The 8526-nt window shown below is 42.3% G+C and carries 5 protein-coding genes; all 5 read right to left on the bottom strand.

What is annotated here, in order from left to right; all coding sequences use genetic code 11:
• Positions 1-2540 (bottom strand): hypothetical protein (locus T525_RS0110015; RefSeq protein ID WP_027407099.1); only part of this gene is annotated, 2540 nt, incomplete at its 3' end.
• A 252-nt stretch (positions 2541-2792) separates the two neighbouring features.
• The gene (locus tag T525_RS0110010; protein WP_027407098.1) at positions 2793-3341 is read right to left on the bottom strand and encodes an RNA polymerase sigma factor; all 549 of its coding nucleotides are present in this window, start codon (positions 3339-3341) and stop codon (positions 2793-2795) included.
• A gap of 60 nt (positions 3342-3401) precedes the next feature.
• Positions 3402-5930, bottom strand: coding sequence for a SpoIIE family protein phosphatase (locus T525_RS0110005; RefSeq protein WP_027407097.1), 2529 nt, complete (start codon positions 5928-5930; stop codon positions 3402-3404).
• Positions 5931-5938: 8 nt separating this feature from the next.
• Positions 5939-8086, bottom strand: coding sequence for a SpoIIE family protein phosphatase (locus T525_RS0110000; protein ID WP_198022684.1), 2148 nt, complete (start codon positions 8084-8086; stop codon positions 5939-5941).
• A 105-nt stretch (positions 8087-8191) separates the two neighbouring features.
• On the bottom strand, positions 8192-8521 hold the full coding sequence (locus tag T525_RS14955) for an STAS domain-containing protein (RefSeq protein ID WP_051533549.1): 330 nt from the start codon (positions 8519-8521) through the stop codon (positions 8192-8194).
• Positions 8522-8526 lie beyond the last annotated feature (5 nt).

Genomic DNA, 8526 nt, shown 5'->3' with positions numbered 1-8526 from the left:
TAGGCTTCCATCTGCTGGGGATCAGCCCCTACCAGATTATTGTTGGCATATGCATAAACAATCAGCTTATTTCCTTCCACTGCACCAGTCGTATTTAGCATAGCGGAAAAAGCATAAGGGTTATACTTGTCGTTAGTAATGCTGCCAGATATGGAGCCAGTTGTTTCAAGAACAACGTTTTCCTCACCTGGCAGTGAAGCCTCTGCCAAAACCGTGGAGCCCTCAATATTGGCGTCACCGTCTACAAGAATCTGTCCTTTTGTGCCCCCGTCATAGGCCTGCAGATACCCATCAGAATCCAAATAACCATCAATATTCATAGTGGTATCGCCATTTTCTGCCCCAATGGTGCCATGATTGATGAACTTTCCTGTGGTGTCATCTGTATACCACTTGGCCATTCTTTTGGACATATCATTCACTTGATAAGAGCCACCATACAGCTCTGCATCTTTGGCAACCGTTACATTTACAACATTGGCTTTACCATTGTAATTAAGAATGCCCCCAATTACATTCATTTTCATATTGTCTTCACCGGTAATATTGCCATTGTAAGTCATATTGTTGTTATTAAAATTTAGATTGGTCACCAGATCTGGGATATAGGTTATGTAATCATAACCATTTTTTCCATAATTGCTATAGTATTGTATACGGAGAACATCCCGCTTCTTTCCATCTCCATCATAGGAACCTTCACAAGCATCATCATCAAACTGCTTCCAGTCAGATATAATATCGCCCTGAATACTGGCCCCATTGTTTATATTGATGTTTTTTACAAAAGCATTTTTACCAATGTAAATAGCAGCTTCCTCCCCCACCAGTTGACCAGTCAAATTATAATTGTCAACCAGCGGACCTTCCAGCTCATCATTGCTGGCATTATAGTGTTTCGGTTTTATAGAAGTTAAATCTAAATTTTCGGCTGAGTTGATTGTTCCTGGCTCAGCTTTGCTGCTATGGCTGTTTACTCCACGTAAATACCGGATATATGAGCCACGATATTCATCAGCGGCACCATTGGTACTGGAGCCAAAATCAAACCGTATCCCCACACCGCCATCACCATTGGCTGTAACTGTGCCGGCCTGTTCCACTGTCTGGTTGCGTCCATAGGCAATCAGAACACCATTGCCCCGCTTGCCATCAGCATGAATTTCCGTATCCTCAGGTATTATCAGAGTGTTTGTCATACCATCCACTCTAATGCCGGTGGCTCCTGTGCCACGGGTCAGAATATCGGCTGACTGGGTAACCTTGTTACCATAGCCGTAAATATGCAGACCGATACCAAGGGGGATTTCGCTATAAGAACCATTGATGTACGCCGTCCCCTCCCTATTTCTGGCAAAATAACCCTGAGTATTGTTAATAATTCCCCCATTTCCATATATGGAACGACCAAATAATTCTTTGCGATCCATCTTATATCCCAAATCCTGCATTGCGGCCAACTCAACCTCTAAAAAGGTGCTATAGTTGCTATAGTCACGATGACTCATCATGCCTGCAGTCTGAATATGGCCACCATCAAAGCCACTGCTACCCCAGCCATTAACTGGTATGGCATTGCGACCGTAAAACTTAGCCCCGTCCAGGACTTCCGACACATGTTCTCCGGAAAAATAAGCAAAGCCCTTTCCGTCAGCTGTAATCTCCTTGTCAACAATAAAGTAATCGTTAGCTGATATATCGGGATCATCCTCCTGCATTTTTGCAAAATCCTCCGAGGTTAAAATCTGCATACCAGCCTCAGCCTGGTTGCCATTCTGATCCTGTAAATGCAATGACCAACTGGTTTCGTCCTTTAGATCTGGGTGAAAATACGTCATTTCATTTCTCGTGCTCGTTATCTCAGTGATACCTAGGGCATGACCTAGCTCATGGCGAATGGTTCCCACAAAGTCAGCTGCCTGCTCATTGGTAGGCAATACCGTGTCTGTATCCACCCACCATCCATTTATGGCTCCCTCACGGTTGGCCCCCATATTGGTCCCTACTGTTATTGCACTGAATCCGTATTTTCCAGCAGGAAGCACCCCGGTTTCAGCATTCTCCGGGGTTAATTCCTCTAAATCGTCACCATATTTTATCTGATTTCTTACAAAGGATTCAGCATTTCGGTAGCTACTGTAGGCTCTCCTTGCCCCATTAGATACAATATTATAGGAACCTGCATAGGCATTTGACTCAAAATTTGTTCCCACAAAAATTTGCCAAGGCTCTTTATTTTTTGCATCATCCCCCAGAATATCCACCCAGTACATGCTGCTGCCTGCAGTAGCAGCAATAAGTTCATCAGGTAAATCATATTTTGGTGGCTTTACTAACCATTGGTTTGTAATACCTATACCATTACCTTGCGGTAAAAATAGCATTTCAGCAAATTCTTTATTATTATATTTTAGGGGCACCTCTGCCAAATAATAATCATCATCCTCTGCAGAAGCATAAGAAGTAACTGACATAAGTCCAATAAGTACCGTTGATACCAGGGTTCTATAATATTTATTTCTCATTGTTTTTCGCAACATTTTCATACGACCACCCTTTGTATTAAATTTAACACTCATAATAACCAGATAAATATTCTTACTTCTTTAATTGTATCGTTAAAAAAAAATATCTCTTAATTAAATACATATTAAAACCCCTGTATTTACATACGATTAACCTGTTCATCTATTACTATTACCAGCACATAAGTAAAAATTTTACAGATTTAATAGTGTATAATTATCCTAATAAAAAAAGGTTTCCAGCCTTTTGGAAACCTGTTTTTTTTATTAAGAGGGTTCTAAAATATTTTTCAACCGTTCCCGGGCTTGCTTTAAAGCTACCCGCACAGAGCTGGGAGCCATGCCTAGGGCTTCGCCGATTTCATTGGATTTCATGTTCATCCAGTAGGTCATTTCCAAAATCTTCTGCTCACGCTCAGACAGCTGCATAATTGCAGCCTTTAGCTCATCGTCCTGCTCCTTGTCAACATACTGCTGCTCTGGTGTAGCCTGCTGATCCGCTGGGTCAAAGCCCTCATCCCAGGAGGTATGGGCAGTATAAGCCTTACTCCCGTAGTGTTTGTTTACCACATTTTGGGCAATGCGAAAGAGCCAGGTGGAAAAGGCTCCCCGTTCCGGATCATAATCCCCCAGATGCTCATACATATTAAGAAATGTTTTACTGACCAATTCATCAGCCAGAGAGCTGTCCTTTGTTTTTCCAAGAAGAAACTGGTACACCCGTGGAAAAAAATGCTCATACAACTCCGTAAAGGCTTCTTCATCAGTAATGGCCTGCCGGGCCCGTTGACTCCAATATAACGTGCTGGAAATCATTTTTCTTGCTCCTTTAATGCTAACAATTACTTCCTCATCCAGTGGTGCCTGTGATAGCTTCTAAATCATTTTCTTTCTTATAGTGAGAATGTTTTTGTTGCCTTGCCGCTGGTAGGTTATATCATCAACCTTTTTCTTAACCAGATATATCCCCAGTCCACCGATTTTCCTGTCATCCAAGGAGGCCTCAATATCCGGGTCATCCCTTTCCAACGGATTGTATGGAATTCCTTCATCAATAAATTTCAGCTCTATTTCCGGAGGATTTCCATACATTCTTGCCTTTATAACTGCCAATGCGTCCTTGTCCTTGTAGGCATATTCCGCAATATTTACAAATATTTCCTCCACCACCAGCATCAGCTGATTTATGGACCGTTGAGAGCACCCGGAGGTGACTGACATATTACTAATGAAGGATATAATCTTGGATAATTCCTCCACTTTGGCAGGAACGATAATTTCTTCCGCTTCCATATCATCACATCCCGTATAATTCAACACTAACATGGTAATATCATCAGACTGCTCCACATTTTCTCCCGATCCTTTAATGAAGCTTATTACGGAGTCCTTCATTCCTTTGATTAGTTCCTCAGGGGCCTTCCTGTTCCCCATTTCACTGAGCTTTTCTTCCATCCTTTTCTTGGTAAACATTTCCAGACTTCCGTTTCGGGCGAATGTTATACCATCTGTATAGAGGAAAATAACACTGTTGCTTTTAAGCTGAATTGTATTCTGGGTATAATTTAAGTCTTCCATTACGCCCAATACTGCATTGGTTTTGAAGGAAGGCAGATATGACATTTTATTTCCATCCAGAAGAACAGGTGGATTATGCCCACAGTTTACATAGGTAAACTCTCCTGTTTTTATATTTAAAATTCCCGTAAAGGCTGAAACAAAATAGTATTCCTTATTGGCGGCAATAATCTGGTTATTGGCATAGAATAATGCATCAGCCAGAGGCAGTCCTTTTTTCACTGCTCTTAAAATACCGTTTTTTATAACTGTTTTTGCCCCGGCCATAAACAATGCCGCTGCTACCCCTTTATCGGATACATCTCCTATGGTAACTGCCAAATAGCTTTCATCGATTAAGTAATAATCATAGAAATCTCCTCCCACCTTGGTGGCCGGATACATGGCGGCAGCCAGTGAAAATTCCTTTTGTGGCGGTAATGGAGTTGGCAGCAGCGATGTTTGTATGTGGGTAGCGGCAGAAAGCTCCGCCTCAATACGGGATTTTTCCTTGGCTCTGTGGGCGATTTCACTGGTATAGTGGCTAAGAGCATCGGTCATTGTATTAAAGCTTTCAGCCAGCTGCTCCAGCTCATCACCGGTTTGTACCTGGATTTTATGTTGGAAATTTCCCTTGGCGATTTCATCAGCACCCTCCATAAGTGCATAAACAGGTCTGGAAAATCGCACAGCCATTTTGGCACTGCAAAACAGAATAAAGGAAAATACCACCAAGGATATGATTATGGTCAACCCGCCCATAAGTAAAATAATGCGGACAAAGGAAGTGTAAAAGCTGTTCATTTGCTCCACCATGCTACGCTGGGCACTTACAGCATCCTTCATTACTTCTTCTTTTGATAAAAGGGTTCCAATACTCCATTTGGTGTCATTAATAGGGGCATAGGATAAGAAATATTCCTCGCCGTCCACATACATCTTTTCGTAACCCGTAAAGCGTTGCCGCATTCGCTTTGAGACTTTACTTGTAGGCGCAAAGGTCTTTGGCATGGTACTTAACAGGATTACGCCCTTATCGTTGATAATAAAACCATTATTAATCGTCCCATCCTCACCCTGTACGAATAAATTTTTTGGGGAGCAGTCCACTCCCAAAACACCAGCCACACCATTTTGATCATAATAAGGCATAACACAGGAAACTATTTTTATGCCGGTTATGGAGGTGTAAACATCTGTAAAAACAGGCTCATTGACACTCATCCCAAGGCTGTACCAGTCACGTTTGCGGGCATCATAGGTATCACGCCATTCATCACGGGAGAGTATGGCAACATAGCCCTTTTCCTCAGAAGTATCGTAGTAAACCGTGTAGCCATTTTGGGAAGCCACAAAAACATTGACATAATACCTTCCCAAGGACCGCATCTGCTCCCCAATATTTGATACCAGCCCGATTTCTTTTTCCAATTCAGGAGATATCCCCTGGGATTTAAGCTGGGAACTGTAGTGAACATAGGGTATACCGCCCGGGAGCTTCTCATCAGCAGCATTAGGCAGCTTCATCAGCTCGTAGCTCTGGGGCGAATGTAATATCACGGAAACTTCATCAGAAAGGTATTTCACATCTTCTTTTATGGCGTTAACTTGAAAGGATACTGTTTCTGACTTTAATTCCACTGCCCTTTCCATGGATTCCTGGGCCTGGTCCTTGGCAAAATCCCTGGTATAATCTGCTACGGCAACGGTTATTTCCTCTTTCTTATCGTTGAAGGAATCCCACACCCCATATAAGCCATAAAGGAGGGAAGATCCCAAAAACAGAAAGCTCAATAAGCTGCCCAACAGCATCAGCATTAATAGTCGTTTTTTTATGTCCAGCTTCATCGCTTTCATCACCCTTTAATGCCAGTGTATTTCACAGCCACCATGGTTATATCATCAGATTGATTTGCTTCACCTGCAAATTTCGCCACAGCCTGTCCCACAATATCTATGGATTCCTTAGGGGAAACATCTTCCAGGCCCTTTAATACTTCCTCCATGCGCTCCTTGGAGAACATTTCCTTTCTTTCGTTCATGGCCTCTGTAATACCATCCGTATAGAGGAACAGCAGGGAATCAGGCTTTATCATAGTGCTTTGCTGAGTATATTCAATACCTTCCATAAACCCAATCACAGGATTTTTCCCCTTTGGCAGGTATATTAGCTCCTTGTCATGTAGAAGAACAGGAGGATTATGCCCGGCATTTACATAAACCAATTCACCGGTCTCTGTATTGAGGACACTTGTCCATACAGTAACAAACATTCCGTCAGTACTGAGCTGGGAACACTGGTCGTTGGCCAATGTAACAGCGGTGGCCAGACTATCCTGATAATACAGACTTATACAGTTTTTGAGGATAATCTTTGATACTACCATAAATATGGCGGATGGAATCCCCTTATCTGATACATCTGCTATAGTAAATGCCAGATGGGTGTCATCAAGATAATAGTAGTCGTAAAAGTCTCCACCTACTTCAATGGCTGGCTGCATCTGGGCATCCAGGGAAACCAGTGGGGATGTAATTCCTCCCTCCGGCAGCATGCCCTTTTGTATTTTGGTTGCCACATCAAGCCCTGCAGTAACCTTGGCCTGTTCCTGGGTAACTCTGGTTAAATCATCCATATAGGTATTCAGATCACTGGTCATGGCATTAAATCTTTCGGCCAGGAGCTCCATTTCATCCCCGGAATTAAGGGTCAGCTTCTCTGAGAAATTTCCTTCAGTAATGTGTTTTACGCCATCTGACAGGGTTCTGACAGAGCGGGAAAAATGCTCCGCCATAGGGCGGCTTACAAGGAAAATAGTAATTAACAAGAGAACAAAGGCAATTAGACTTATGGTCCGAACATGGGAGAATATTGGCTGCAGTTCATATTGAATTTTCTTAAGCTCCGATTTAACCAAAAATCCAATATGGTTTGCGGGCTCCTGAACTTCACTAAATTCAATCAGCTCTCCCAGGCTCCAGCCCTGTGTCCCCACTGGGGCATAAACCAAAAAATAGCTTTCTCCGTAAAGATTCACTATTGTGGATCCTGTTTCTCCTGCAGTCATGTGCTGGGCGGCTTGGGCCAATGATTCATTGGAAGAATTGCGTAAATCATAATCAGGACGATTCTCAGCCAGTTCATCCACAGACAGGGTAGAAAATAACACATGACCTTCAGAATCCAGATTGAAGCCCATTTCGCTATGATCCCTGGTATTATCTTCAATTGAATCCGTTAAAGTGGATGTTGGAAAAGATACTCCCAATACACCAGCTATTCCATTTTCATCCCTATATGGCATGGCAATTGACATTAAAGGTATATCTCCTGCCGCATTATATAAAGGAATATATACAGGTTCACTTTTTTTGTCTGACTTCATTACATACTTGTACCAGCTTCTGTCCCTGGCATCATATTCCCTTGTGAGGGCAGACGCCGGCAAAATTACCTGTTCATTTTTATCATGTAAAATATTTATACGAAGGCTCCAGCCTTTATTGGAACCGATGTAAAAATATAAAGGAAGGGCCTTTTCCGCCTTTGTTAAATTAATCATTGTAGCAGACAGATTATTAGCCAAATTATTGGCATCCTGTGGCGGATAATCATCTGCTCCCGACAGATAATACCAATCACCGCTATAAACTTTTTCTATACGGGGGTCCTTTAGTAAGATTCGTTGATTAATAGAGGAAGTGTCAGAGGTTTGGCTAATTACATCGGATAAAATAACTAAATTGCCTTCCATTTCCCCAACCACCTCATTGATGTGGTTAGCCTTTAAACGAATTAATTCCACCAGTCGTTTTCGGGTAAGCTCCTGAGAATAGGTTACAGCTTCTTCACCTACGCCCTGAGCCATGGTATAGGCCTGCATATCCAAGGTATTATAGGCAATATTCAGCCCCAAAGCCAGTATAGCCCCCAGAAGCAGTGCGGTAATCAACCCGGAAATGCCCATGAGAAGCAATATTTTACGCCTAATATCCAATTTCATAGGCATTTCCTTCTTCCTCATAATGCAGACAATAAACCTCTAATATAGACAATAAATCTCTTATATAAACTATAAATCTCTTATATAAACTATAAATCTCTTATGTTATGACAGCTGTTCTACAGAATCCACCATGGTAACCAGCATATCCATATTGGAATCCTCAAGAACCTCTTGTACAAAGCCTGCTGCACCACAAATTGAAAAATCCTTTCCCTCTGCCTTGGCTTTTTTGGCCAGTCTGAGGAGAACGCGGATACCTGCAGAGGAAATATATTCCAGACCGGATAAATCAACCGCCATTTTGCCGACACCAGTCAATTTTTCATCGGCCATTTTGCCAACATCCTCTGCATTAACTCTGTCCAGCCGTCCCACCAGGGACAAAACTGTCCACCCTTTTTTTTCAGTTATAGAACATGTAATACCTTCCATTATTC

It is taken from the genome of Anaerovibrio sp. RM50 (genome assembly GCF_000622005.1).
In the GTDB taxonomy this organism is placed as follows: Bacteria; Bacillota; Negativicutes; order Selenomonadales; family Selenomonadaceae; genus Anaerovibrio.
Note: the sequence above shows the minus strand (reverse complement) of the source record. Positions and strands in the feature narration are given on the sequence as shown.

Coding starts and splice junctions, on each gene's coding strand:
- T525_RS0110010 (WP_027407098.1), bottom strand. CDS start 3,341: ATGATTTCCAGCACGTTATATTGGAGTCAACGGGCCCGGCAGGCCATT.
- T525_RS0110005 (WP_027407097.1), bottom strand. CDS start 5,930: ATGAAGCTGGACATAAAAAAACGACTATTAATGCTGATGCTGTTGGGC.
- T525_RS0110000 (WP_198022684.1), bottom strand. CDS start 8,086: ATGAAATTGGATATTAGGCGTAAAATATTGCTTCTCATGGGCATTTCC.
- T525_RS14955 (WP_051533549.1), bottom strand. CDS start 8,521: ATGGAAGGTATTACATGTTCTATAACTGAAAAAAAAGGGTGGACAGTT.